At 67.6% G+C, this 23146-nt stretch carries 25 protein-coding genes; 17 read left to right on the plus strand and 8 right to left on the minus strand.

Features of this window, described 5'->3' with window-relative positions; all coding sequences use genetic code 11:
- Positions 1 to 280: 280 nt before the first annotated feature.
- On the plus strand, positions 281 to 1441 hold the full coding sequence (locus tag GGR33_RS23475) for a helix-turn-helix transcriptional regulator (protein WP_183512250.1): 1161 nt from the start codon (positions 281 to 283) through the stop codon (positions 1439 to 1441).
- A gap of 83 nt (positions 1442 to 1524) precedes the next feature.
- On the opposite strand, the gene GGR33_RS23480 is transcribed toward GGR33_RS23475, so the two are convergent.
- Both GGR33_RS23480 and queE read right to left on the minus strand, forming a co-directional pair.
- Complete coding sequence (locus tag GGR33_RS23480) at positions 1525 to 1854, minus strand: PAAR domain-containing protein (protein ID WP_183512254.1); 330 nt, start codon at positions 1852 to 1854, stop codon at positions 1525 to 1527.
- A 165-nt stretch (positions 1855 to 2019) separates the two neighbouring features.
- Positions 2020 to 2652 carry a 7-carboxy-7-deazaguanine synthase gene (gene queE / locus GGR33_RS23485; RefSeq protein WP_183512259.1) on the minus strand — a complete coding sequence of 211 codons (633 nt, stop codon included), beginning with the start codon at positions 2650 to 2652 and terminating at the stop codon, positions 2020 to 2022.
- A 292-nt stretch (positions 2653 to 2944) separates the two neighbouring features.
- Here queE and GGR33_RS23490 point away from each other — a divergent pair, with 292 nt between their 5' ends.
- The 11 genes from GGR33_RS23490 (at position 2945) to GGR33_RS23540 (ending at position 13217) form a co-directional block, all read left to right on the plus strand.
- Positions 2945 to 4399: a D-alanyl-D-alanine carboxypeptidase family protein gene (locus GGR33_RS23490; RefSeq protein ID WP_183512265.1), complete on the plus strand. Its 1455-nt coding sequence runs from the start codon at positions 2945 to 2947 to the stop codon at positions 4397 to 4399.
- A 317-nt stretch (positions 4400 to 4716) separates the two neighbouring features.
- Positions 4717 to 5196, plus strand: a complete 480-nt coding sequence (locus GGR33_RS23495) for a MarR family winged helix-turn-helix transcriptional regulator (protein ID WP_183512268.1) — start codon at positions 4717 to 4719, stop codon at positions 5194 to 5196.
- Positions 5193 to 7235, plus strand: coding sequence for an FUSC family protein (locus GGR33_RS23500; protein ID WP_183512272.1), 2043 nt, complete (start codon positions 5193 to 5195; stop codon positions 7233 to 7235). Before GGR33_RS23495 ends, GGR33_RS23500 begins: the two co-directional genes overlap by 4 nt.
- Positions 7232 to 7441 (plus strand): DUF1656 domain-containing protein, encoded by a 210-nt coding sequence (locus GGR33_RS23505; RefSeq protein ID WP_183512277.1) that lies wholly within the window; start codon positions 7232 to 7234, stop codon positions 7439 to 7441. The genes GGR33_RS23500 and GGR33_RS23505 overlap by 4 nt, the downstream gene beginning before the upstream one ends.
- A gap of 48 nt (positions 7442 to 7489) precedes the next feature.
- Complete coding sequence (locus tag GGR33_RS23510; protein ID WP_183512282.1) at positions 7490 to 8401, plus strand: efflux RND transporter periplasmic adaptor subunit; 912 nt, start codon at positions 7490 to 7492, stop codon at positions 8399 to 8401.
- 268 nt (positions 8402 to 8669) lie between these two features.
- On the plus strand, positions 8670 to 9053 hold the full coding sequence (locus GGR33_RS23515) for a response regulator (RefSeq protein WP_183512290.1): 384 nt from the start codon (positions 8670 to 8672) through the stop codon (positions 9051 to 9053).
- Positions 9054 to 9256: 203 nt separating this feature from the next.
- Entirely contained in the window at positions 9257 to 9457 is a 201-nt protein-coding gene (locus GGR33_RS23520) for a hypothetical protein (protein ID WP_183512293.1), read from the plus strand.
- 373 nt (positions 9458 to 9830) lie between these two features.
- Positions 9831 to 10004, plus strand: coding sequence for a hypothetical protein (locus GGR33_RS23525; protein WP_183512294.1), 174 nt, complete (start codon positions 9831 to 9833; stop codon positions 10002 to 10004).
- Positions 10005 to 10118: 114 nt separating this feature from the next.
- Positions 10119 to 11243, plus strand: coding sequence for a CobW family GTP-binding protein (locus GGR33_RS23530; RefSeq protein WP_183512298.1), 1125 nt, complete (start codon positions 10119 to 10121; stop codon positions 11241 to 11243).
- A 113-nt stretch (positions 11244 to 11356) separates the two neighbouring features.
- Complete coding sequence (locus tag GGR33_RS23535; RefSeq protein ID WP_183512300.1) at positions 11357 to 12361, plus strand: GNAT family N-acetyltransferase; 1005 nt, start codon at positions 11357 to 11359, stop codon at positions 12359 to 12361.
- 340 nt (positions 12362 to 12701) lie between these two features.
- Positions 12702 to 13217, plus strand: coding sequence for a hypothetical protein (locus GGR33_RS23540; protein ID WP_183512304.1), 516 nt, complete (start codon positions 12702 to 12704; stop codon positions 13215 to 13217).
- A gap of 129 nt (positions 13218 to 13346) precedes the next feature.
- Here the strand turns inward: GGR33_RS23540 and GGR33_RS23545 are convergent, their stop codons facing one another.
- Together GGR33_RS23545 and GGR33_RS23550 are read right to left on the minus strand one after the other, a co-directional pair.
- The gene (locus GGR33_RS23545) at positions 13347 to 13673 is read right to left on the minus strand and encodes a hypothetical protein (RefSeq protein WP_183512308.1); all 327 of its coding nucleotides are present in this window, start codon (positions 13671 to 13673) and stop codon (positions 13347 to 13349) included.
- Positions 13670 to 14242 carry a hypothetical protein gene (locus GGR33_RS23550; protein WP_183512313.1) on the minus strand — a complete coding sequence of 191 codons (573 nt, stop codon included), beginning with the start codon at positions 14240 to 14242 and terminating at the stop codon, positions 13670 to 13672. The genes GGR33_RS23545 and GGR33_RS23550 overlap by 4 nt, the downstream gene beginning before the upstream one ends.
- Before the next feature lie 207 nt (positions 14243 to 14449).
- Here GGR33_RS23550 and GGR33_RS23555 point away from each other — a divergent pair, with 207 nt between their 5' ends.
- The 3 genes from GGR33_RS23555 to GGR33_RS23565 all read left to right on the plus strand — a co-directional run bounded on the left by GGR33_RS23555 (position 14450) and on the right by GGR33_RS23565 (position 15669).
- Positions 14450 to 14719 (plus strand): DUF6894 family protein, encoded by a 270-nt coding sequence (locus tag GGR33_RS23555; RefSeq protein WP_306484383.1) that lies wholly within the window; start codon positions 14450 to 14452, stop codon positions 14717 to 14719.
- A gap of 144 nt (positions 14720 to 14863) precedes the next feature.
- Positions 14864 to 15184: a hypothetical protein gene (locus tag GGR33_RS23560; RefSeq protein ID WP_183512318.1), complete on the plus strand. Its 321-nt coding sequence runs from the start codon at positions 14864 to 14866 to the stop codon at positions 15182 to 15184.
- Between the two features lie 269 nt (positions 15185 to 15453).
- Positions 15454 to 15669: a hypothetical protein gene (locus GGR33_RS23565; RefSeq protein WP_183512324.1), complete on the plus strand. Its 216-nt coding sequence runs from the start codon at positions 15454 to 15456 to the stop codon at positions 15667 to 15669.
- Between the two features lie 87 nt (positions 15670 to 15756).
- On the opposite strand, the gene GGR33_RS23570 is transcribed toward GGR33_RS23565, so the two are convergent.
- From GGR33_RS23570 to GGR33_RS23585, 4 genes are all read right to left on the minus strand, one after another.
- Entirely contained in the window at positions 15757 to 15954 is a 198-nt protein-coding gene (locus GGR33_RS23570) for a hypothetical protein (RefSeq protein ID WP_183512329.1), read from the minus strand.
- 67 nt (positions 15955 to 16021) lie between these two features.
- Positions 16022 to 16348: a DMT family transporter gene (locus GGR33_RS23575; protein ID WP_183512333.1), complete on the minus strand. Its 327-nt coding sequence runs from the start codon at positions 16346 to 16348 to the stop codon at positions 16022 to 16024.
- The gene (locus GGR33_RS23580; protein ID WP_246413427.1) at positions 16345 to 17511 is read right to left on the minus strand and encodes an SDR family oxidoreductase; all 1167 of its coding nucleotides are present in this window, start codon (positions 17509 to 17511) and stop codon (positions 16345 to 16347) included. Before GGR33_RS23580 ends, GGR33_RS23575 begins: the two co-directional genes overlap by 4 nt.
- A gap of 138 nt (positions 17512 to 17649) precedes the next feature.
- Positions 17650 to 18516, minus strand: coding sequence for a MipA/OmpV family protein (locus tag GGR33_RS23585; RefSeq protein WP_183512337.1), 867 nt, complete (start codon positions 18514 to 18516; stop codon positions 17650 to 17652).
- A gap of 372 nt (positions 18517 to 18888) precedes the next feature.
- Between GGR33_RS23585 and GGR33_RS23590 the strand changes: the two genes are divergently transcribed.
- Together GGR33_RS23590 and GGR33_RS23595 are read left to right on the plus strand one after the other, a co-directional pair.
- Positions 18889 to 19986, plus strand: coding sequence for an efflux RND transporter periplasmic adaptor subunit (locus tag GGR33_RS23590; protein ID WP_284211903.1), 1098 nt, complete (start codon positions 18889 to 18891; stop codon positions 19984 to 19986).
- Complete coding sequence (locus GGR33_RS23595) at positions 19983 to 23084, plus strand: efflux RND transporter permease subunit (RefSeq protein WP_183512348.1); 3102 nt, start codon at positions 19983 to 19985, stop codon at positions 23082 to 23084. The genes GGR33_RS23590 and GGR33_RS23595 overlap by 4 nt, the downstream gene beginning before the upstream one ends.
- Positions 23085 to 23146 lie beyond the last annotated feature (62 nt).

Here is a 23146-nt window from a genome sequence, read left to right on the forward strand (position 1 = left end):
TCGGGCCGTCGCAATCTTCAACAGCCTTCGAACGAAAGGAGATCACGATGCGCTTGACGATTGCTGTATGCTCCACCCAAATGGGTGGGCATCGGGGTAAAGCGGACTAAACTTAGAATTTAATCGGTCGGGTTTCCCGTGCGAGCCAGACCAGATCTGATCACCTGGAGTCCTTTCCAGTCATCTCCTCTATGCGAGGGCTGGCTCTGGGGGGCTCAACTCGGGTTCCGATCGGCTTAATTGGCCTGCCGTCTGCCATTCGAGATCCGCGACCATCGTCATGGCCCGTCACACGCTTCGCGATGCGATCGAAGATGTTGGCCAGTTGATCGACGAGGCGGCGTTCGACGTCGGCCGCTGGCAGGATGTCTTGGACACCCTGACGCACAGCCTGCCCGGCACACGCGCCAATCTGCAGGTGGTCGATCCGGCCCTGGGGCGCGCCGCTCCGATGGTGGGTTCGGGCTGGCGCGCCGACGAGATGGACGCCTACGCGCGCCATTTCGGAGCGATCAATCCTTGGGTCTCGGTTCTGCTCCGCTCGTCGCCGATGGCCGCGATTTGCGGCGAGCGTGAGCTGCCCTATTCCGAACTCCGCAAGAGCGAGTTCTATCAGGATTGGCTCCGGCCGATCGGAGAGGTCGATGGCTCGAGCGGGATCAAGTTGTTGGATAGCGGCGGACGGTTCGGCGCGTTGACCTTGAGCTACGACGTCAAGCGAACGGACCGGATTTATCCGGACATCGCCCGCCTGCTCCAGGCGCTCGCTCCGCGCATCGAGCGCTCGCTGAACATCAGCCGCGTCGGCGTCGGCGCTTCATGGCGCGCAGAGGGTACGTCGCTGGTGGGAGCGATCGCCGATCCGGCCTTGGTCGTGACCTGGGACGGGCGTTTGCTGGACGCGAACACGCCGGGATCCGACCTGATGTTATCCGGCGCTGCATTCCGCCTGGGCGCGGCCGACAGGCTCCGCCTGAAGGACGCCCGCATGACGGCGCGGTTTCAAGCGGCCCTGCGCGCGGCCTGCCAGGGACGTCAGAGCCCGGAGCCGGCGGGCGGATTGCGGTTCTCTACCTTGGCCGGCGACTTCGCGCTGACCATCGTCAGCCTTCGCCCCGACCTCACGCGGATGCGCGGCCTTACCCCATGGCTGGCCGCGGGCGAGATCGCGCTGGTCGTGCTGAAGCGCTGTGGCTCGCGGCGGCGAGCGGATGCCGCCGAGATCTTGTCGCAGCGCCATCGGCTGTCGCCGGCCGAGGTTCGGTTGGTCCTGGCCATGGACGGCAAGCGCGCGCTACCCGAGGTGGCGGCCGACCTCGCCATCTCCTACGAGACGGCGCGTTGGCACCTCAAACGCATCTTCGCTAAGCTCGGCATTTCGCGACAGGCCGAGCTGGTAGCCATGGCCATTGAGCTGAAGGGCTCGGCCTCCGAGGTTTGAGACCCGCTCCCGCCGAAGGCCCGGCCGCGTGCGGGCATGGCGGTCGCCCTGCCCTCTCGTCGATGTGCGAGGCCCGCGGCCGGTCAGTGACCGCAGGTGGTGGCATCGCCGGAGGTGGCGATGGGGCGGCCGTTGATGAAGACGCCTCGCGCGCCGCTGGCGATCTTGCCGCATCCGGCCCCGTCGCCCACCGTCGCCACCGGCTTGCCGTTGATGAACACGTTCGAAGAGCCGCCGTGGATCGTACCGCCGGTCGTGGCGTCGCCCTGGCGCGCAGCGGGCCGGCCGTTGATCGTCACGCCCGGCGCGCCCTCGACGATGACGCCGGGCTTCCCCTCCTGCGCGAGCGCGGCAGCCCCGACGAAAGCGAGGCCGGCGGCGAGAGCGGGCGGCAGGATCGTGCGGAGCAGCATGATGCAAGTCTCCCGAAAATCGTCGCGGCGCGCCTCCGAATCCGTGCGCCCGTGAGCGTACTCTAGCCCGAGACGAGCGTGGCCGTCACGACGCGCTCCCGGTTGGACTCATCGCTCGTGCCGGCACAACAGGCTTCGCGCGAAGGGCTTGCCTGTTCGCGGCGCCTACGGGATGCCCAGGATCTTGTGCGTCTGCAGGGACAGCCGCCAGCGCGCGTCGCGCCGGCAATAGGCGATCGCGGCCTGGGTGTTGGCGAGGCGGTCCGGCCCGTCCATCGGCTGCAGGAAACGGCGGCGGAAGGCGAGGTCGGCGTAGCGTTCAGGCTCGGCGCCGGCTTGTGGAAAGACCAGCTTCAGCTCGTGCCCGCTCGTCTGCACAAGCGGATTTCCGGCCTTCGGGCTGACGCAGATCCAGTCGATCCCGTCGGGCGCCTTCAGGGTACCGTTGGTCTCCACCGCGATCTCGAAGCCCTTCGCATGCACGGCATCGATCAGCGCGGGATCGAGCTGCAGCAGAGGCTCGCCCCCGGTGAAGACGACGAAACGGTCGCTGTCCCCACCCTGCCAAGTCCGGGCGACCGCCGTGGCGAGGTCGGCCGCCGTGGAGAAACGACCGCCGCCTTCACCATTCAGGCCGACGAAATCCGTGTCGCAGAACCGGCAAGCAGCATCCGCCCGGTCCTCCTCGCGGCCGGACCAGAGATTGCAGCCGGCGAAGCGGCAGAACACGGCGGCGCGGCCGGCCTGCGCGCCCTCGCCCTGTAGCGTGTGAAACACTTCCTTGACCGCGTAGGCCATCGCTCGTCCCGCCAGTGAACTGGCCTGCCTCTCGACCCGTTACCGCCGCAGATAACCCCACCGACCCCGGACCGCCACCGGCCGCTTTGCGTCCCTGCCCCTCATCCGGAACCGTGGCCGAGATCGATGGGGACAAGCGGCTTCGCCTTGCTCTCGCCAAAGAGCCCGCGTTGAAGTCCGGCGGTGTGTGTTCGACACTCGCGTCGGCGCGCCATGGTTCGACGATGTCCGCGCCGCCGGACCGGCACGCTCGGCGCCTGTCCCTAGCCTCTCGCGACTGAGACTTTTTTCGATGCTGAACCGGGTTGTTGGACGGGTGATCGGCGCTTTCGCGGCGCTCACGGCGCTGGCGGGCAGCGCCGGCGCGGTCACGGCGCCGATCGTCGTAGTCGAGGTCGATTCCGGCAAGGTGATCTACAGCCAGGCGGCCACCGACCCGTGGTACCCGGCCTCGATCACGAAGCTGATGACCACCTACGTCGCCCTCGACCTGGTGCGCCAGGGCAAGATCTCGCGCGACAGTCTGCTGACGATCTCGCCGGCGGCCGCGGCCGAGCCGCCCTCGAAGATGGGCTTCAAGCCCGGCACGCAGCTCACCCTCGACAACGCGCTCAAGATCATCATGGTCAAGTCGGCCAACGACGTGGCCTGGGCGGTCGGCGAGAATCTCGGCGGTTCGATCGAGGGCTTCGCCGACCTGATGAACGAGACCGCGCGCCGGATCGGCATGCGCGAGAGCCGCTGGTACAACCCCAACGGCCTGCCCGAGCCGCGCCAATGGACCTCCGCCCGCGACATGGCGACCCTGGCCCGCGCCCTGATGCGCGACTTCCCCGAGGCGCACGACCTCTTCAACATCTCGGCGATCCAGTACGGCAAGTATGTGGTGGCCAACCATAATGGCCTGCTCGGGCGTTATGCCGGGGCCGACGGCATGAAGACCGGCTTCATCTGCTCGGGCGGCTTCAACGTGGTGGCGAGCGCCACGCGCAACGGCCGCCGCATCGTCGCCGTGGTGATGGGCCAGGCGAGCGCACGCGAGCGCGACCTCAAGACCGCCGACCTGTTCGATTACGGCTTCAGTCAGTCCGCCGGTTGGACCGCGCCGACGCTCGAAGCCCTGCCCTCCTCCAGCCTCTCCGAGCCGCCGGACATGCGGCCCTTCATCTGCGACCGCAAGAAGCCGATGCCGGTCGACGAGGGCCAGGGAGCGATCACCGCCGGCGGCCCGGCCGGGGCCGACAACGCCTTCTCGCAGCTGCTCGGCTCGCCGACCTCGGGTCAGGCGCCGCTGGCGCTGGCCACGCTGAACAGTGCCAACATGCGCGGCCGCAGCCTGCCGCCGCGCGCACCCCTCCAGCCGATCGCGGTCTGGACCGGCAGCAACCCGGCCGAGGGCGCGGCCATGCTCGCGGCGGAAGAGGAAGCCGCCAAGAACACCAAGGCCACCAAGCTTGCCGCCGCCAAGGAGAAGCGCGAGGCGGCGCGGCAGGCCGCCAAGCAGGCCAAGGCCGAGAAGGCCGCCAAACAACGCGCCGCCGCGGTGACCGCGCCGCACTCTCACAAGGGCGCCCTCCCCGCCTCGGCCAGCGCCTATACGGCGCCCGATACCAAGGAAAAAAAGGGCTCGGCCAAGTCCGCCGCCAAGCCGGCTCTGAAGGCCGCAGCGAAGCCGGCCGCCAAACCCGCCGCGAAGGCTGCCGCCAAGCCTACGGGCAAGAAGAAGAGCGCGGCGGCAGACGAGTAGGACCAGCGTTGGGGCCTCGGCTCTGAGGCGCGACGACCGGCTGGACGGTTCGTCCGGGACTTCTCGCGCCCGATTTTCCCTACCCGACTATCTCCTCATCCTGCGGTGCCTGCGCCAGCCGGCCTTGACGGAGGGGCCATATGTCTCGCGATCCCTGGAGCCCACCTTCGAGGGGGGCGCTTGGCGCCGCCACCTCCGGATGAGGACAGGGAGTGGGATAGCGAACCGGCTGCTGAACCGCTTGCAAGATAATAGATAGTATTCTATTTAATAGGCATCTCTTCATTGCGCCGTGTTTGCCCGGCGCAGGTCATCGCATGTCCGCTGATCTGGCCCTGCTCCGCCAAGCCTACACGCAGGCCCTACTGCTCGCCGGCCGCCACTGGCGGCGTGCGGCAGACGCCGTCGTGCAGCCGCATGGCATCTCGGATGCAACTGCGCTTCCGCTGCTGATGATCGGGCGCATGCAGGGTGAGCCCCGGCAGAATGCCTTGGCGGATGCGGTCGGGATCGAAGGCCCCTCCCTGGTGCGGCTGCTCGACCAGCTCTGCGCCGCAGGTCTCGTCCAGCGCAAGGAGGACCCCACCGACCGCCGCGCCAAAGTCCTCAGCCTCACGCCGGCGGGCCAGTCGACGGTCGCCCGCATGGAAACCGATCTCGATCATCTGCGCGAATCGGTGTTCGCCCGGGTCAGCAGAGCCGACCTCGAGGCCAGTCTGCGGGTCTTCCGCGTGCTGCAGGACGTCGATCGGACGACCGCGCGGGGCGAAGCCCCGATCCGGGAGGCGGCGCAATGACCGTTCCCGGCTGGCGCGACTGGGCCTTCGCGCTCAAGACATTCGGGGCGGCGATGCTGGCCCTGTATCTCGCGATGTGGATCGATTTGCCGCGTCCGTATTGGGCGCTCGGCACGGTCTTCATCACGAGCCAGGTGCTGGCGGGCGCGACGCGCTCGAAGGCGATCTACCGGGTCTTCGGAACGCTGCTCGGCGCCGTCGTCAGCGTCATCCTGGTCCCCAATCTCGCGAATGCACCCGAACTGCTGACCGTCGCCATCGCGCTCTGGGTCGCCGTCTGCCTGTACTTCTCGCTGCTCGATCGGACGCCCCGGAGCTACCTGATGATGCTCGGCGGCTATACGGCGGCCCTGATCGGCTTCCCCGCCGTCGGCGAGCCGGGCACGATGTTCGATACCGCCGTGGCGCGGGCAGAGGAGATCACCCTCGGCATCCTCTGCGCCTCCCTCGCCAACACGGTAGTGCTGCCCCAATCGGTCGCCCCGCTGATTGCCGGGCGGCTGGACCATTGGCTGCGCGATGCGCGCGCCTGGGTCGTGAGCGTCCTGAGCCGAAGCAGCGACGCGGGCGACATGCAGATCAGGCGCCTCAAGCTCGCCTCGGACGCCATCGCCTTCGATGCCCTGGCGACCCCGCTGCGCTACGACATGTCTGGCGCGGAGCGCTCGGCCGAGGCCATGGCGACGCTACGCCAGCACATGCTGATGTTCCTGCCCATCGTCTCGGCGCTTGCCGACCGCATCGAGGTTCTGAGGCGCGCGGGCACGATGCCCGGACGCCTCGACGCCTTGCTCGACGACGCGGCGGCCTGGCTCGCCTCCGGGCGCACCGACCCGATCGAGGCGCAGGGCCTGCGAGCGCGGGCCGACGCGATGTACCCGCCCCTGAGCCACCACGCGTCCTGGACGGACCTGGTGCTCGCAAGCCTGCTGGCGCGCTTGCGCGACTTCATCGACCTTCGGCAGGATGCCCGCCTCCTGCAGCGCCACATCCTCGACGGGACGCCGGCCACGGAGGATCTCGCCTTCAGCTACACCGCGAAGGCGCGCACGATCCGCCATCGTGATCATGGCATGGCCCTGCTCTCCGCCATCGGCGTGTTTCTCTCGGTGCTGCTGACCTGCGCGATCTGGATCGCCACAGGCTGGCCGGATGGCGCGGGCGCTCCGATGATGGCCGCGGTCGGCTGCTGCTTCTTTGCCGTTCAGGATGATCCCGCCCCGTCCATCGTCGGCTTCGCCAATTCCGCCATCGTCGGAGGCATCGGCGCGGTGATCTACCTGTTCGGGATCCTTCCGCTCGCCACGAATTTCGAGATGCTGACGCTTGCTCTGGCGCCGGGTCTCTTGCTGTGCGCCCTCTTCATCACCCAGCCCAAGACGCAGCCGATCGCCATGGGCGCGGCCGTGAACGGCTCGGCGATGATCGCGCTCCAGGGCAGCTATACCGGCGATTTCGCGGCCTTCGCCAACTCCTCCATCGCCGTCGTTGCCGGAATGTGGATCGCCGCGCTGGTGACGCGCCTAGTCCGCTCGGTCGGGGCGGGATGGACGGCCCATCGCTTGCGCGGCGTGAACCGGCGCAGCCTGGCGCAGGCCGCCGAGCGGCAGGGCGCACAGAACGGCCTGGAGCTCGCGGCGATCATGCTCGATCGCGTCGGCCTGATCGCGCCTCGCCTGGCGAGCCTGCCGCCCGACGATGCCGAATGGACGGCCGATCTCCTGGCGGAGGTGCGGGTTGGCATCAACGTGGTCGAGTTGCGCCGCGACCGCCGGTCTCTCACCAGGGATGCGCGCATGGCGATCGAGGCGCTGCTCGCGTCCCTGGCCGCGCATTTCCACAGTGCTGTCGCGACACCGCCCGACGGCCTCCTCGTCGATATCGATGCCGCCCTGGATGCGGTGATCGCCGATCCGATGCGCACGGCCCGCGACGCCGCACTGATGGGTCTCGTCGGCGTCCGGCGCGGGCTATTTCCCGATGCGGCGCCCTACCGTGCGCCCACACGCGCAACCACCGAACCGGGATTGGCCGCATGACCGGCGAACTCGACGTCTACGGCGTCTTCATTCCGAGCCTCGCGGCCTGGATGCTTCTGGCGTTTCTGGCGAGCATCGTCCTTCGCAGGTCGCTCGCCGCCGCCGGCTTCTATCGGCTCGTCTGGCATCGCCCGCTCTTCGATCTCGCGCTCTACGTCATCGTGCTCGGCGCCGTCGTCTCGGTCGCGCTGCCCCTGACGTCCTGACGATCACAAAAACCAACCCTTCGCATCCTCACGTCGGTTCGGCCTCCCATGACACGGTTCCTCGCCCTCGGCTTTCGTCTTCTCGTCACCCTGGCGATGGTTGCCGTGGCGATCGTCGTCGGGCTGGCGCTGTGGGACTACTACATGGACGCCCCATGGACGCGCGACGGTCGGGTCAGGGCCGACGTCGTCGCCGTGGCGCCCGACGTCTCCGGCCTCGTCACCGAGGTCCTGGTAGGGGACAACCAGTTGGTGAAACGCGGCGACGTGCTGTTCCGGATCGACCCCGAGCGCTTCACCCTTGCCCTGCGTCAGGCCGACGCCATCGTGGAGGGCAAGAAGGCGAGTGCCGACCAAGCCAACGCCGATTACGTCCGCTACAGCAAGCTGAGCGACGCGGTCGTCTCACAGCAGAAATTGGAGGCCGCCCGCGCCACCGACCTCGAGGCCAAGGCCGCCTACGACCAGGCCCTGGCCGACCGGGATCTGGCCAAGCTGAACCTGGAGCGTTCTGCGGTGAAGGCGTCGGTGAACGGCCGGATCACCAACATGGAGCTGCGGCCGGGTGCCTACGTGACCACCGGCAAGGGTGTGATGGCGCTGATCGACAACGACACGCTTCGCGTCGAAGGCTATTTCGAGGAGACGAAACTTCCGCGCATCCATATCGGCGACAAGGCCAGCATCCGCCTGATGGGCGACGACGCGGTGCTGACGGGCCACGTCGAGAGCTTTGCCGGTGGCATCGAGGATCGCGAGCGGAGCGCCGGCAGCAACCTGCTCGCCAACGTCAACCCCACCTTCGCCTGGGTCCGCCTCGCCCAGCGCGTTCCCGTCAGGATCGCCCTGGACAGCCCGCCCGAGACCCTGCGCCTCGTCTCTGGCCGCACCGCCACGGTCGCCATCGGGCCGACCGGCGGACGGACCTGGCTCGACGCGTTCGGCGCTTGGCGGAAATAGGCGGTCGGCGATTCAGCCGAAGGATCAGGCCCGCTCGTGCGCAAATTCTGCGACCGTGTTGCCATGTGTCCATCGCCGCACATCGAGGCGTTAACCATCTCCGTGAAGACTGTTTTGCGACCCGCAACGAAGGCCGAAGCTTGCGAAGCATAGGGTAAGCTTTCATGCAGGAGCATGCGTCGGCCGATCGGGGAAAAGCGATCTTCTGCTCGCGCTGTCTCGCATTTAACGGCGTTACGATCGCTTCATGCACCGCAGAGCGGGTCTTATGCAGAAAGAATACGTTTCCCGACACCGCATCGTTCTACTGGTCGAGGATGAGGCTCTCTTGCGCGTGATCACGACCGAGATGCTCGAGGATACCGGCGCGACCGTCATCGGGGTGGAAACCGCGGACGCGGCTTGGCAAATTCTTCAGACGAGGTCTGACGTCGACATCGTGTTCACGGACGTGAACATGCCCGGCTCGATGAATGGCGTCGTGCTGGCTCACCGCGTCCGAGAGCGGTGGCCGCACATCGCTCTCGTCATCACCTCTGGGCGCCACCTCCTGAGCGAGGCCGAGATTCCCGCCAGGGGGCACTTCCTTCCGAAACCGTACCGCTACCAGCAGATCGTCGGTGCCATGGAACTGGCCGCTCCTCGGCAATGAAGCATGGCGGCCGGGACGCCGTGACCCGGGTCGATGACGTCGACCGGTTGCAACGAGGACCATCGCGTCGGAACTGCCACGCGAAGCCGTGCATTATGAGAAAGTGTTTTCTGTTTTCGGCAAGCGTTGGCGCTTTTGCCGTCCGTAGCTTTCAATATTGGACAGTAATGCGTCTTAACTCGTTGGAAACCATCCGCGGTCTGATGGATCGCATCGTGGCCGAGGAAGCCTTCGCGGCCCATCTCGACCGGCTCTGGTCCAAGGCCTGCGTCGTCGGCGATTCCGAGAAGGCCCAGGTGCTGCAGATTCTCGTCGACAAGCAGCGCAGACAGACCCGCGACCTTCGGGGCCGGATCGCCGTGCTGAGCCAGCGCTACAGCGGGACCTACCACGTCAACTTCTGATGCCGCTGTCGCGACGCTCAGGCTGGCTGTCGGCGAGCGACGCCAGTAATCTCTGAAAACATTTCACGGGCGAGCGGCGCAGGACCGATGCTGTTTTTCGGCTGTCTTGCGTTCTCGAAATACAAAAACGACGCACTACAGGCTATGAGGCCTGAAATGGTTGAGTATGCACATATTGCGTACGGCCCCATTTCTTCACGAGATGCGTGCGGCCGCGTAAAACTCACTTGCACGCAACTGTATACAATTCCGCATCTTCCAGAAATTTGTTTCCGAATAACGCAAGTTCGATTACCTTTCTCTCGAAGATGGTTGCAACCGCACCGCTCGCGTTGGGGTTCGGGATTGTGACGGACCGCAGAGGGAGAGCGGGATGACACATGATCAGGCGTGCAACGAACATATCCGCGCCTTGGTGGAGCAAGCCCGGCGCGTAAGCGATCGCGGCGGATCGTTTCGGGTGCGCGTGTTGCTCGAGATGGTCTCGATCGAACTGGACAGGCAGCAAGCCGCTGCCCAGCCGGTGAAGCAGAGAATGCGCGCCTAGCGTTGCGCGCGGCGGCGCGTACGCTTCGCGCCGGTCTTCGATCAGCGCAGTGGCGGCGCGTGGGCCGACCGCCTATCTCCCGGTGACGTTTCCACCGGGACCACGCTTCGCATCATGTCCGAACCCGCCGGCCGCCCGACGCCGATCCCGCTGACCGTGCTCACGGGCTTCCTCGGCGCGGGCAAGACCACGCTGCTGAACCGGCTGCTTCAGGATCCCGCGCTCTCCGATACCGTGGTGATCGTGAATGAGTTCGGCGAGATCGGGCTCGATCACCTGCTCGTGGAGACACTCGACGAGGACATGATCCTGCTCGGGGCCGGCTGCCTGTGCTGTACCGTGCGCGGCGACCTGATCTCGGCCCTCGAAGACCTGCTGAGAAAGCGCGACAATCACCGCATCAAGCCTTTCCGCCGCGTCGTGATCGAGACCACCGGCCTCGCCGACCCGGCGCCGATCCTGCACGCGCTGATCGCCCACCCGTATCTGTCGCTGCGCTTCCGGCTGCAGGGCGTCGTCACCGTGGTGGACGCGGTGAACGGCGCCTCGACGCTCGATGCGCATCCGGAGGCCGTCCGCCAGGCCGCCGTCGCCGACACGCTGGTGACGACCAAGGCCGACCTGCCCGGCGCGGAGCCCGAACGGCTCGCGGCCCGACTGCGCGCGCTCAACGCCCATGCCCGGCTCGCCGGGCCGGACATTGCGGCCGAGACCCTGCTCGGCGGGTTTTTCGGGCTAGATGGTACGAGCGCGGACGTTCGGGCCTGGCTTGGCGCCGAGGACGAGCGCGCGAAGGGCCATGATCATCATCACGACCATGACGGCGAGCATCGCCATCATGGCCACGCGCATCACGACGTGAACCGGCACGATGCGGCGATCCGGGCCTTCCACCTCGTCAGCGACACTCCCGTGCCGCGCCCGGCCTTCGATATGTTCCTCGACCTGATCCGCTCGGCGCATGGGCCGAAGCTGCTGCGGCTCAAGGGGCTGGTCGCGATGGCCGACGATCCGGGGCGGCCGGTCGTGGTGCACGGCGTGCAACACGTCGTCCACACGCCGGTGACCCTCGACGCTTGGCCCGACCAGGACCGCCGCTCGCGGCTCGTCTTGATCGTGCGCGACCTGAGTCCCGCCTTCGTCGAGCGGATCTGGGATGCGTTTCTCGGACGTCCGCGCATCGACGCGCCGGATGCGGCGGCACTCACCGACAATCCGCTCGCCATCCCGAACGGTTGAATTCGGGACGGCGCGGTCCGGCATCGTTCTTGAAACCTTAACCCCGTGCTCAACGGCAAACCGGCCTTCCGTCCCCGGACGGGACAACCGGTGCAGCGGATCAGGACGGGTCGATGCAACCACGTTTCACCATCATCCAGGGCGGCCTGCCCGAGACGGCGCCGCGCGCCGCCTCCGCAGAGAGGCGTCCCTGGCTTTCCCTGGTGAGCGACGCGCCGGTTGCGGATTCGCAGACGCCCGATGGCTGGCGGGTGATGCTGCGCCGGCCCTCGGAACTGCGCGATGCGGAGATCGAGGAATGGCGCGCGCTGGCCGCACGCCGCACCTGTCTCGAACCCTTCTCGGACCCCGATTTCCTCGCGACGGCGGCCCTACACCTGCCGCGCGGCCAGACCGGCGGCGTCGCCTTCGCCATGGCCTACGCCACTGGCGAAGGCGGCATCGAGCGCCTGCGCGGCGTGATTCCCCTCGTCCTGCCGGGCCCGATCTGGGGCGGCGCGTCCGTCTCGCTATGGCATGCTCCGCTCTCGCCACGCCTCGTCGAGCCGGTCTTCGATGATGGGGCCGCCGGCGACGCGGTCGAGGCGGTGCTCGGCCATCTCGCACACGTCAAGCCGACGGCCGGCCTGCGGCTGCCGGGGCTCGACGCCACTGGCGATCTCCTCGCGGCGCTTCGGGTCGAGCCGCGGCTGCACGTCGAGATGTGCCAGGCGCCGGCCGCCATCCCGGAGGCTCAATTCGTGACGCTGGCGAGCCGTGAGACCGTCTCGTGCGTCGAGCGGGTCACCGGAGCGGACGCGATCCGCGACGCGGTCGAGCGCTTCCTTCTGGTGGATGCCCAGCGTTCGCGTCGCCCGATCCTGTCCGATCCTGCGGCTGCCTCGACTCTGCGTGTCGTCTCGCGCCTCTTCGGCCGCCGCGGTCTCATCGAGGTCGAGCTGAATTCCGCCGGGGGCGACGTGGTCTCCGGTGCGATCCGTCTCGGCCGAGAGGGCGAACGCGTGATTTGGCGCTCCGCGAACCTCGACGAAGCCGGGCCGGCGCAACCCCGCACGGTCGACGTCGAGATCAGCCTGTCGGAGCCGGTGATGCGCGCTGGCGTGGTGGGCCAGGCCTGAGCCGAGGCTCGACCCTCGACGCGCCGCGCTATTCGTGCGGAACCATACGCTTTTCGATTGTGAACAATTCAATCTCTGCTAGATTGAATTCATCATTCGAAACGCGCGGTAGGCCGTGTCGTGGGAGAGCAATGCGATGATGCTGCTGTGCGCGGGCTGTGCGGCGGTGATGGCTCTCTGTATTGCGGCAACCTTCGTGGCTCTCAACCTGTGATGAAGCCATAGTAGGGCCGATCGCATCTGGCCGGGATGGCCCGCCATGCAGTTCAGATGTTCTCGTCATGAGCCGTGCCGGTGACGGCACGGCGTCGGGCCCCTTCTCCAATCTCAGCGGAATGACATGAAGAAGCGCGTCGGAGCGTTGGTCGCCATCACGGGGGCCGTCTCGACGGCCATCGTCGCGTTTCCGCAGAGCGCAGCCGCCCAGACGGATGCAAGTCCGTATGGGTTCTCGGTGCAGGTGTCGCTGTCGCCGAAGGCATTGCAGAAGCTGACGACCCTCTCCGAGAGCGTGGCCGTCAACTCGTTCTATTACGGGAAATCGGCCACGAAGCCGACCCGTGCCGACATCAAGCGCGCACACGCCGAGGGCCGAGAGCCCGATCAGATCGAGATGGCTGGCGACCTCGTCACCCTGCCCGCCGCGGGCGGCGTCGCCGGTCTGCCCGGTCGAAACCTCGACGCGACCGAGGTCGCGGCCGTGGGCAGCAATCCGCTCAGGGTGAACGTCAACGTCTTCTCGGCGCGCAAGGCGGCACAAGACAACCTGCTGGATTGCGACCTCTTCGAGGATGAGCTTCAGCTCGCGAGGGCAAAGCCCGTCATCATCGGGTGTCGTCTGATCGGAGAAAGGTGAGGCGAACTCGTAACGTCCTCGCACCGGACGTTTCGATACGAGCTCCGGCTCGCATTCTCGGACGTCAGGAACTCGTCCCGGTGCCGAGCTTGATTCCGGAACGACGGAAGAGTTCCAGCAGAACGAAGTTCAGCTCGCTGCGGGTGGTGTCGGCGAGCACGCCGTTCTTGAGGAAATCACCGCGCGTTCCAGCGCGGCCGCGCTTTCGGCCCGCAATTCGCGGCTCTCCGCCATCACGGCCTCCGTCCGATCGCGAAGCGTGGACAGTCCCTTGAAATCGGATTGCCGGAGCGGGAGCTCAGCCTTGATCTCGGTCAGGGCTTGGCGAAGAACGGCGCGCGCATCCTCCTGCGCTAGGCTGGCGGTCGAGATGGCGGCCAACATCGTGGCGAGCACCAGGACGGCAAGCGCCAGCCGCCCGATCATGCCGCCGAGGGCGGCGCCCCGCTCGATCATTGCGCGTAGGTGCAGACGGCCTTGGTGCCGCGGGTGAGCGTTCCCGTTGCGAGGTCGACGCTCGACGGCACTCCGATCTCGCCGGAGCCGCCCTGTTTCTTGAACCCGGCGAGACCGCGGCAGGTCTTCGCTGTTCCCGCTTCCGACCGAATGGTGAAGCTCACCCGATTTCCGGCGGTCTTGGTCTGGTTTGCCTCCGTCAGCGGCTCGCTGACCACGGCCTTGCCGGTCGAAAGGTCGTAGACGTGGAGGGTGCCGGCCATGCCGACGAGTTCGGTGACCGCCAGGAAGCGGCCGTTCATGCCTTCGACCACGTAGGGCTTCTCGGGCGCGCCGAGCCGGAGATCCCCCTCCTTTGGCGCGAAGGCGCACGGCATCGTCTCGCCGGAGCTCGCCCGCCGGCGCCCATAGAGCTCGACGCCGATCTCGTCGGGCAGGTTGCGGGCGACCACCATGAAGTCCGGCGTCGTCCGGCAGGAGAGTGCCGCTGTCCCGGTCACCGTCGCGGGTTGGGCGTGTGCCGTTCCGATCGCGGCGAGGGACATCAAAGCCACGACGATAGGCTTCATCCGGACTGCACCTGTTCGAACGACTTGAGGCTTCGACTGCCGAGCTTCGGCAAAGCAGGTTCCGCGACCCGTCGCAATCACGTGCACTGCGTTTTGCAGACCAATTCGCCGGCGTCCCGGAGGCCGCTCGCAATCCACGAAAATGCCGCCGTAGGCCCCTGCGACCTAGAAGGCCCTCGCAATCCTGCAGATCGTGCGCATGTGACGGTGCGTCAGCCGCCCCGTTTCAGCCAGATGCCGCGCTACTTCATCGATCTGCACGACGGTGCGAATTACGTGAAGGACGATGTCGGCTTCGACGTGCCCGACGCCGATGCCGCGCGGGCGCGCCTGCTCGGCGTCGTCGCCCGCTACGCCCGGGACCTGAGCGCCGACGAGGACAGGCAGGATCTGTTCGTGATCGTCCGGGACGAGGCCAACCGCATCCTGTTCCGCGCGCACCTCTCGCTCGACTTCGAGCCCCTCGAAACCGCCTGAGGTTCGGCGCGCCGACATCATTCGGACCTGCCTGGCGCATGTGGATTACGCGGATAGCGCTGCTGGCAGCGCGCGCACCTGTCCGGCCGTTCAGGTTCGATCCCCGATAGTGCTTCTCGGAACGGCGGATCGGGAGCGGCAGCGATGTCCGGACACAAGGCGCGGCGGCAGGGGCTCGACGACGTCGCCGGGCTGGTCCGCACCCTGACGGAGCGAATGATGACGGCCTATGCCGTCGGCTCCCGCCCAAGCGAGCGGGAGGTGATGGCGTTCTGCCAGGGCGTGCTGCTCCTCGAGGAGCATCGGGTCGCGCTGCCGTGCTTTGCCGAGGACGTCATCAAGCGGCTGCAGGCCCAAGACGTCGTGAACGCACCGCCGCCTGCTCCGCCATCGGCTCCGCCCACGCGCGGCCCCTCGCTCTTCGAACGGATGCTGTCGCCGTTCAGGCTGCTGCGCATGGCGTGACTGTGCTCGCGCTGCATGGATGTCGAGGGAACGGGCCTGCCCTTCGTCCTCGCTGCTTGACGGGCGTGAACTTCTCCCGCAATCGAACGTTGCCGGCATGTCTGCGTCAGTGACGCTGCGCGCGGGCTCCACAGGACCATCGAACCCCATGCCAGACGACAGTAGTCGATCGACCACGCCGCCCGTGGCCGTCCGCGTCAAGCGCGCCTGATCCTCTGGTCCGGCTCGCCCGCGACCGGCCCTGGCGGCTGGTCGGAACGAGGTGAGCCATGAACGCTTCAAACATCCTGCCACGCGGGAGAGGTCGCCGTGAGGCCGAGCCGGCACGGGATCATTCCGTGCTGATCGTCGTCATTCTGATGATGACGCTCGTCTTCGCCCCGGTGATCGGCTTCCATCTGGCCATGCCGGTTTCAGGCACCCACGACCAAGTGGCGCCGTCGACGAACCTCGTCGTCGCCGCACCGACGAAGGAGCCCGGCTAAGCCTGGCTCCGATCCTTCCGTCGTTTTACGACACTCGAAGCGCGGCAGCCGATCAGGCCGCCGCGTCTCGCCTTGCGCCTGCCTGCTTCAGCGGTCGCCGACGCCGGCCAGCAGCTTCTCGATCTGCGCCATGCCGTTCTCGCGGGCCTTCGCCTCGGAATGGTGGTTGCGGTCGGATCGCTGCGCCATCTTGCCGTGCTTGCGGATCGCCCACTGATAGGAGCCTCCGTCGGCCTTCGGCGGGATGATCTCGAGGGTGTAGGGGTAGGTCTCGTTGTCGCTCATGCCGGCTCCATGACACGGCAGCGCTCCCGAACCAAGCCGGAACGCGCGGTTCCGTGCCGGGAACTGTTCAGTGCTGCACCTGGCCCGAGGCCAGGATGGTCACGCCGAGCGCGATTACACCGATTCCGACGATCATCGTCCAGTTAACCGCCTCGCCGAACAGGAGAGCGCCCCCGAGCGCTGCCCCGATCATGCCGACGCCGGCCCAGATCGCGTAGACGACCCCGATCGGCAGCATGTCCATGCTCGTCGACATCAGCCACAGGGCGGTCCCGTAGCCGAGTACGACGATCATGGTCGGGATCGGCTTGGTCAGGCCGCCGGCGGCCTTCAGTGCCAGCGTCGCCGTCACCTCGGCGCCGATCGCCGTGGCGAGGAGCAGGAACGGGTTCATGCAGTCGCTGCCAGCGGCATGGGATCGACCGGCGCGGGTGTTGCCGCGACGGAGAACATCTCCATGTCGTCGGCGAATTGCTCGACGATTCCCGCCGAGTTGGCGAGGCAGACCGGCAGGTAGGACGGCAGCGAGGGCGGCGGCGCGAAACCCTCGTCGAGCAGACGCTGGTTCGAGAAGGCGAGGTCCAGCGCGCAGAAGACATAATAGGCGCGGGTCGCGCGCAGCATCACCTGCTTGAGCGCGCCGTCGAGGCCGAACACCTCCGCGAAGCGCTTGCGCAGGGTCGACCGATCACGCTGCAGGTCGAACTGCGTGAAGGCACGCATGCCATCGGTCGGCTCGGCCGCCTCGAAGGCGTCGATCACGTCGGCCCAGCGCGTGCGGCCGCCGGTGCCCGCCGAGACGTGGTAGAGATTGTGTGCCAGCTCGGACTTGGTGAGGAGGCCGACCAGGGTCTCCGCCACCCAGTCCGCCGGCACGATGTCGACGGCGCTTTCCGGTGCGCAGGGCAACATCCGCAGCCGGTCCGCGGCGCGCACCACCCAGAGGATGCTGGAGCTTGGCGCGGCGCCCAAGGTTGAATGACCGACCACGATCGAAGGCCGGGCGATCACCACCGGCAGGTCGGGAAACAGTTCCGCCAGCGAGGTCTCGGTCGCCGCCTTCGAGATCGTGTAGGCGACGATGTGGTTGGCATCCGCTGCCGGATAGGCCCGCTCCTCGACGACGTTGGGCGCGTTCGAGCCGCAGATCATCGCCGTGCCGACATGCAGGAAGCGCACGAGGCCGGGCATGGATCGGGCGCGGCGCGCCAGCGCCAAGGTGCCGTCGTGGTTGGTCCGGTAGACCCGCTCGTCACCGAACCAGGAGGTGTCGGCGGCGAGATGCAGCACATGGGTGCAGTCGTCGAGCCGCGGGTCCATGTCGAGGTCGGCGCGGGTGAAGTCGCCGGGGACGATCTCGACCTTGCGGGCGAGGCGCTGGGCCGTGAAGGGGTCGGTGAATCGTTCGAGACGGCTGGCGACCCGCTGGCGGCCCTGCTCGACGCTGCCACATCGGACCAGACAGACCCACTGGGTGTCGTCGCCTCGATCGAGCGCATGATGGAGCACGGCGCCACCGATCAAGCCGGTTGCGCCCGTCAGCAGAATACGAGCCAAGATGTCCTCCCCCTTATTGGGAGGAGCATTAGCGGGAAACATTCAGAAATAATCCGTAGAAACAGCGCAGAAACATTGTGCGCCAAGCGATTGCGCCGCCATGTGGCGGCGTTGCAACGTACGGACGGTTGGGTGCGATCAGGGGTTCAACGAGAACGAGTAAACCGCTCCGGTCGAGACGGTCACCTGGTCGGCGGTGCCGATCCGGCGCACGATCGGGCTCGCTTCCGCCGAGCGAACCAGGCGGTCGTAGCGGACCGAAGTGATGGTCTGCCAATCGGCGGACCAATCGTAGGACGCACCGAGCGTCGCTCCGACGGAGCGCAGGCCGGCCGAGGCGCGGAAGGGCGTGAGCTGCGGATTCAAGAGGCTGGTCCCAACCGGAACGTCGAAGTCGAGCCGCATGGCTGCCGAGTCCGCCATGACGACGCGCGGGCCGCCGCTGACGGTCAAGCGCCCGACCCGCCCGATCAGGTCCGCCGAAAGCTTGGCGACGAGCCCGTCATCCGCGCGCACCCCCTGCGTCAGCTCTGCGCGCAGGCGCAGGATGTCGATGATGGGCCAGACCTCGCCGTAGAGTCCGAGCCCGATGGTGACTGGCAGCTTCGGCAGGCCGACGAGCCGGCGGTCGTCCTTGAGGTCGCGGCCTTCACGAAAATCCAGCACGACGCCCGCCTGAGCATGCGCATCGCCGAGCAGAGAGACGCCGACGCCGTCGTCCGGCGACCACCATTCCCGGGGCTCGTCGGGCCGGCGGAACGAGAGGTAGGGTAGGCCCCAGAGGCCGGCCTTGTTGCCGCCCTGGAACCGTGGCCCGGAGCCGACGAGGCCGCCGACCGAGATGATCGTGCCGGGATCGAACAGGGCGCTGAGGTCGTCGGCGCGGCTCGTATCCGCCCAACCGAATGCAAGTAGGGCGGCGAGGCCGGCCATCGCCCGGACAGCGCGCCGAGGCAGAGCATGACCCACCGGGCCTTTGCCCGGCCACATCGCCTCACCGCTCACGTCTCGTCCCCCAGTCCCGAAGACGGCATTAGCATGAATAGCGTTCGCGAATTGCTTTCCTTCGCGCGAGGACAGGAATCGCGGCGAGCGTGGCGCGCTGGGCGCAGTCGGTCGCGCCGTCTCGCAAAGACGTCGTGTCAGACACGGACTTGCTGACCACTCTCGAGCTCGAGTGAGGACGGTCAGATTGGCCTGATCAGGGCATCTCCCGAATGGCCACCTGGGCTCACGAGGCACCTCCAGCGCTCGCGGCGGCAAAAACAGGCCGCGACAAGACCGCGCTCAACCCCAACGTTAGTCTGCCGTAAACCCCAATTTGGAAAGATCGCTCCCGGTCGCGCCTGTCCGGCGATCGCCCGAGGAGGCCCGTTCGTGGCAGGATTCCCGCGTTTCGCGCGGCTGACACCCGTCTCGGCCCTGGCGGCGCTCGCGCTCGCCTCGTGCGGGCCGGATTCCGATGGGCCGCTGCCGCCGCTGGTGCGCAGCTTCGTCGTGGCACCGGCCGGAACCGGCGCGCAGCGCTTCACCGGCGTGGTTCGCGCACGGATCGAGAGCGCGTTGGGCTTCCGCGTCGCCGGCAAGATCTCCGAGCGACTCGTCGACCCCGGCGAGCGTGTGCGGCGCGGCCAGCCGCTGATGCGGCTCGACCACGCCGATTTCACCCTGGCATTGCAATCGGCCAAGGCCACAGTCGACGCGGCCCGTGCCCAGATGGTCAAGACGGCCGCCGACGAGAAGCGCAGTCGCAAGCTCGCCACCGAGGGCTGGGTTTCGATCGCGGCCTACGATCAGACGAAGGCCTCGGCCGACGCTGCCGCGGCGCAGTTCGCAGCCGCCGAAGCGCAGGCCGGCCAGACCGGCAACCAGGCCGGCTATGCCGAGTTGCAGGCCGATGCCGACGGCGTCGTGATGGAGGTGCCGGCCGAACCGGGCCAGGTCGTCGGCGCCGGACAGACCGTGGTGCGGCTTGCCCGCGACGGCGCTCGCGAGGCGGAGGTGTTCCTCCCCGAGGGCGCTGAGCGCATGGCCCAGGCCGACGCCACGGCCACGCTCTATGCCGGCCGCGACGCGGCCTTTCCCGCGCATCTGCGCGAACTCTCGGCCATGGCCGATCCGGCCACCCGCACCTACCGCGCCCGCTACGTGCTGGAAGGCGCCGGAACATCCGCGCCGCTCGGGGCCACCGTCACGATCGCCCTGAAGCCCAGCCTACGCGGTAATGATTCCAGCTACGCGGTGCCCCTGGCCGCGATCTTCGACAGCGGCGACGGCCCGTCCGTCTGGAAGATCGATCCCGCCCAGCACACGGTCACGGCCCAACCGGTGCTCGTCACGCGCATGCGCGAGGAAAGCGCCGACATCGCCTTCGGGCTCAGCGAAGGCGACCGCATCGTCGCGCTCGGTGCGCATCTGCTGAAGGGTGGCCAGCACGTACGCGTCGCGGCGGACCGTGTGGCGGCGGCGCCATGAGTGGCTTCAATCTCTCCGCTTTCGCCGTGCGCGAGCGGGCGATCACGCTGTTTCTGATCATCGCCACGATCGGCGCGGGGCTCTTCGCCTTCGTGAAACTCGGCCGCGCCGAAGATCCCTCCTTCACCGTGAAGACGATCGTCGTCTCCGCCGCTTGGCCCGGCGCCACGGCCGAGGAGATGCAGCGCCAGGTTGCCGACCCGCTCGAAAAGCGGCTGCAGGAGCTGACTTGGTACGACCGCGTCGAGACGACTTCGCGTCCCGGCATCGTGCTGATGAAGCTCAACCTCAAGGACGGCACGCCGGCCCATGAGGTCCCCGACCAGTTCTACCAGGCCCGCAAGAAGCTCGGGGACCAGGCCAGCGCCCTGCCCCGCGGCGTGGTCGGCCCCTTCGTCAACGACGAGTTCTCCGACGTCTATTTCTCGCTTTACGCGCTCCAGGCCAGGGACATGCCGCACCGGCATCTCGTGGTGCAGGCGGAGGAGCTGCGGCAGCGGCTCCTGCGGGTGCCGGGCGTCGGCAAGGTCAACATCCTGGGCGAGCAAGCCCAGCGGATCTATGTCGAGATCTCCTATCAGCGCCTCGCCACGCTCGGCATCAGCGGGCAGGCCCTGTTCGCTGCCATTGCCGCGCAGAACGATCTGACGCCCGCCGGTTTCGTCGAGACGGCAGGTCCGCGCACCTATCTGCGCCTCGACGGTGCGCTGGAGGGCATTGAGGCGGTGAAGGCCATCCCCGTCGCCGCCGGCGGCCGCAGCTTGAAGCTCGGCGATGTCGCCGAGGTCACCCGCGGCTACGAGGACCCCAAGAGCGTCCTGATCCGTAACGATGGCGAGCCGGCCCTGCTGCTCGGCCTCGTGATGAAGCCCGGCACCAACGGCCTCACCCTCGGTGCGGCCCTCACGAAGGAGGAGGCGGCGATCCGCGCAGGCCTCCCGGCCGGCCTGACGTTCGAAAAGATCTCCGATCAGGCGCGTGTGATCGACGAGTCGATCGACGAGTTCATGGTGAAGTTCTTCACCGCGCTTGCCGTCGTCGTCGGCGTCAGCCTGCTGACGCTGGGGCTGCGTGTCGGTATCGTCGTGGCGCTCGCCGTGCCGCTGACGCTGTCCGCGGTGTTCGTGGTCATGCTGGCCACCGGCCGCGACTTCGATCGGATCACGCTCGGCGCACTCATCCTGTCGCTCGGGCTGCTGGTCGACGACGCCATCATCGCCATCGAGATGATGGTGGTGCGCATGGAGGAAGGCGCCGACCGGATCAGCGCCGCGACCCATGTCTGGGGCACCACGGCGCTCCCGATGTTGTCCGGCACCATCATCACCATCGCCGGCTTCCTGCCGGTCGGCTTCGCGCATTCGACCGCTGGAGAATATGCCGGCAACATCTTCTGGGTGGTGGCGTTTTCGCTGATCGTGAGCTGGGTCGTGGCCGTGAGCTTCACGCCGTATCTCGGTGTGAAGTTGCTGCCGCAGATCAAGCCGGTCGAAGGCGGCCACGACGCGATCTACGCGACCAAGCATTACGAGCGCCTGCGCCGGCTGGTCCGACTCTGCGTCGACCGCAAGCGGGTCGTCGCCGGTACGACGCTCGGTCTCTTTCTCCTCGCGGCCGCGGGCGCGGGCCTCGTCGAGCAGCAATTCTTCCCGAATTCCGATCGGCCGGAGCTGATTGTCGAGGTCAACTTGCCGCCCGGCACCGCCTTCGACGTTACCGATGCCTCGGTGAAGCGGATCGAGGACGCACTGCGGGCCGAGCCCGAGGCCAAGATCGTCACGGCCTATGTCGGCCAGGGCCTGCCGCGCTTCATCCTGCCGCTCGATCCCGAGCTGCCCGACCCAGCCTTCGCGCAGATCGTGGTGCTCACCGCGGACAGCCACGCGCGCGACGCCTTGAAGCTCAAGGCGCGTCGCATGATCGAGAACGGGATGTTTCCCGAGGCGCGGGTGCGCGTGTCTCAGTTCGTCTTCGGTCCGCCGATCCGCTATCCCGTGCTCTTCCGGGTGATCGGACCGGATCTCGACGAGCTGCGCAAGATCGCCGCCCGGGTGCGCGACGTGGTCGCTGCCAATCCCGACATGCGCCTCACCCATCTCGACTGGGGCGACAAGACACCGAACCTGCGTCTCGCCTTCGACCAGGAGCGCCTGCGCCTGATCGGCCTGACCCCGAACGCCGCTGCGACCCAGCTCCAGACCATGCTCAACGGCGCCCCCGCCACGCAGGTCCGCGAGAACCTGCGCCCGGTGGATGTCGTGGTGCGCAGCCCCTCCTCCGAGCGCCGCACGCTGGGCTCGATCGGCAGCATGACCTTGGTGACCAGCGACGGGAAGGTGGTGCCGCTTTCCCAGGTCGCCCGGCTCGTCAGCAACACGGAAGACGCGGTGCTCAAACGCTATGACCGCGAGCCCTGCATCGCCGTCGAGGGTGACGTCCGCGACGGCCGGCAGCCGCCAGACGTCACCGCGGCGATCCTGCCGAAACTCGCCGCGATCAAAGCGAGCCTTCCACCGGGCTACCGCATCGACACCGGCGGTTCGGTCGAGGACAGCGCCAAGGCTCAGGAGGCGCTCGCCGCCGTGTTCCCCCTGATGCTCATCGTGACGCTCGCGGTGATCATGTTCCAGGTGCGCTCGTTCTCGACCATGTTCATGGTGCTCGCGACCGCCCCCCTGGGCCTATGCGGCGCGGTGCCGACGCTGCTGATTGCGGGGCAGGCCTTCGGCTTCAACGCCATCCTCGGCCTGATCGGGCTGTCCGGCATCCTGATGCGCAACACCCTGATCCTCGTCGACCAGATCGACCGGGAGAAGCAGGCCGGCCTCTCCGACTACGACGCGATCGTCGAATCCACCGTGCGCCGAGCACGACCGGTGATCCTCACTGCGCTCGCCGCGATGCTCGCCTTCATCCCCCTCACCCACTCCGTGTTCTGGGGCGCTCTGGCGTACGTCCTGATCGGTGGCGTCGGCGTCGGCACCGTGCTGACGCTGCTCTTCCTGCCGGCGCTCTATGCGCTGTGGTTCCGGGTGAAGGCGCCCATCAGGGTGATGACGCGCAAGGGGTGGGTGGCGGCCGAACCAGTCGGTGCGTGACGCGAACGAGCCTGTCTCCCGCAGAAGGAGAGCGTTCGTAGCCTGCCACATCTCGCGGGCTC

This window comes from Methylobacterium brachythecii (assembly GCF_014196345.1).
Lineage (GTDB): Bacteria > Pseudomonadota > Alphaproteobacteria > Rhizobiales > Beijerinckiaceae > Methylobacterium > Methylobacterium brachythecii.

Bases quoted from the DNA above. Each gene is read 5' to 3' on its own strand.
- GGR33_RS23475 (WP_183512250.1), top strand. From the start codon at position 281: ATGGCCCGTCACACGCTTCGCGATGCGATCGAAGATGTTGGCCAGTTG.
- GGR33_RS23480 (WP_183512254.1), bottom strand. From the start codon at position 1,854: ATGCTGCTCCGCACGATCCTGCCGCCCGCTCTCGCCGCCGGCCTCGCT.
- queE (WP_183512259.1), bottom strand. From the start codon at position 2,652: ATGGCCTACGCGGTCAAGGAAGTGTTTCACACGCTACAGGGCGAGGGC.
- GGR33_RS23490 (WP_183512265.1), top strand. From the start codon at position 2,945: ATGCTGAACCGGGTTGTTGGACGGGTGATCGGCGCTTTCGCGGCGCTC.
- GGR33_RS23495 (WP_183512268.1), top strand. From the start codon at position 4,717: ATGTCCGCTGATCTGGCCCTGCTCCGCCAAGCCTACACGCAGGCCCTA.
- GGR33_RS23500 (WP_183512272.1), top strand. From the start codon at position 5,193: ATGACCGTTCCCGGCTGGCGCGACTGGGCCTTCGCGCTCAAGACATTC.
- GGR33_RS23505 (WP_183512277.1), top strand. From the start codon at position 7,232: ATGACCGGCGAACTCGACGTCTACGGCGTCTTCATTCCGAGCCTCGCG.
- GGR33_RS23510 (WP_183512282.1), top strand. From the start codon at position 7,490: ATGACACGGTTCCTCGCCCTCGGCTTTCGTCTTCTCGTCACCCTGGCG.
- GGR33_RS23515 (WP_183512290.1), top strand. From the start codon at position 8,670: ATGCAGAAAGAATACGTTTCCCGACACCGCATCGTTCTACTGGTCGAG.
- GGR33_RS23520 (WP_183512293.1), top strand. From the start codon at position 9,257: ATGGATCGCATCGTGGCCGAGGAAGCCTTCGCGGCCCATCTCGACCGG.
- GGR33_RS23525 (WP_183512294.1), top strand. From the start codon at position 9,831: ATGACACATGATCAGGCGTGCAACGAACATATCCGCGCCTTGGTGGAG.
- GGR33_RS23530 (WP_183512298.1), top strand. From the start codon at position 10,119: ATGTCCGAACCCGCCGGCCGCCCGACGCCGATCCCGCTGACCGTGCTC.
- GGR33_RS23535 (WP_183512300.1), top strand. From the start codon at position 11,357: ATGCAACCACGTTTCACCATCATCCAGGGCGGCCTGCCCGAGACGGCG.
- GGR33_RS23540 (WP_183512304.1), top strand. From the start codon at position 12,702: ATGAAGAAGCGCGTCGGAGCGTTGGTCGCCATCACGGGGGCCGTCTCG.
- GGR33_RS23545 (WP_183512308.1), bottom strand. From the start codon at position 13,673: ATGATCGAGCGGGGCGCCGCCCTCGGCGGCATGATCGGGCGGCTGGCG.
- GGR33_RS23550 (WP_183512313.1), bottom strand. From the start codon at position 14,242: ATGAAGCCTATCGTCGTGGCTTTGATGTCCCTCGCCGCGATCGGAACG.
- GGR33_RS23560 (WP_183512318.1), top strand. From the start codon at position 14,864: ATGTCCGGACACAAGGCGCGGCGGCAGGGGCTCGACGACGTCGCCGGG.
- GGR33_RS23565 (WP_183512324.1), top strand. From the start codon at position 15,454: ATGAACGCTTCAAACATCCTGCCACGCGGGAGAGGTCGCCGTGAGGCC.
- GGR33_RS23570 (WP_183512329.1), bottom strand. From the start codon at position 15,954: ATGAGCGACAACGAGACCTACCCCTACACCCTCGAGATCATCCCGCCG.
- GGR33_RS23575 (WP_183512333.1), bottom strand. From the start codon at position 16,348: ATGAACCCGTTCCTGCTCCTCGCCACGGCGATCGGCGCCGAGGTGACG.
- GGR33_RS23595 (WP_183512348.1), top strand. From the start codon at position 19,983: ATGAGTGGCTTCAATCTCTCCGCTTTCGCCGTGCGCGAGCGGGCGATC.